Source organism: Limosilactobacillus galli, from assembly GCF_947381495.1.
In the GTDB taxonomy this organism is placed as follows: Bacteria; Bacillota; Bacilli; order Lactobacillales; family Lactobacillaceae; genus Limosilactobacillus; species Limosilactobacillus galli.
Map to the genome: position 1 here is coordinate 1 of NZ_CANCWK010000104.1, position 725 is coordinate 725.

1 protein-coding gene is annotated in these 725 nt (G+C 43.4%); it reads right to left on the reverse strand.

Features of this window, described 5'->3' with window-relative positions:
• On the reverse strand, window positions 1–642 hold a 642-nt coding region (locus QOS10_RS09455), incomplete at its 3' end, for an IS982 family transposase (RefSeq protein ID WP_283595200.1).
• Between the last annotated feature and the right edge of the window lie 83 nt (window positions 643–725).

A 725-nucleotide genomic window follows, 5' to 3' on the forward strand; every position in this document is an offset into this window, starting at 1 on the left:
CTTAACCTTACTTCGTAAGTCTTTACCGACGTAGCCGACGTCAGCTAGAATTTGTGGACAAGGGCAGTTTTGAATCAATTCTGGAGCAGCCTTAACGTCATGGATTGAAGCTGGTGTCACTTCATAATCGAGAATCAGGCCGCTAGGTTCTACGATCATGTGAACTTTGAAACCATAGAAGTACAGCTGTTTCGTAGCGTTATAGCCAATGTTAGCAATCCCAGCAAACAAGCGAGCTCGAGCATTACGAACCCCTTGACAAAGCGGGAGCGGATAACTATCGATAATGGCTGTTTGGGAAGGCGTAGTCCACGTTAGCAATCCTCGGCGAATTGCTTGAAAAACTGGTGTGACCTGGTTAATCCGACGGATTAGGCGGGAATACTCCAACAAGGGTAACGAAGGGATCGTAGCTTGCACTAAATCGTAAAAGGCCGTCCAAGTTGGAACATGATATTGCGTTTTGAGGAGCATTAGGGCCATTATCTCAGCGTCAGATAGTTTGACGTGTTCAATATTGCGCCGTTCCATAAATTTTCGTGGGACAAAATCTTGCATCAACTGTTGTAATTCAGAACAAGTGTAGGCAAAAACCGCTTGAAAATCATGGCGATCATAACTAGACTTAAAGTAGCTTAACAAGGCAAAGACTCCTTTTTTAGTCTACTTTGAGTCTAACCTTGTTAGGCTTTTTTTGTTAAATGTTACGAACTAGCAAATCGCGT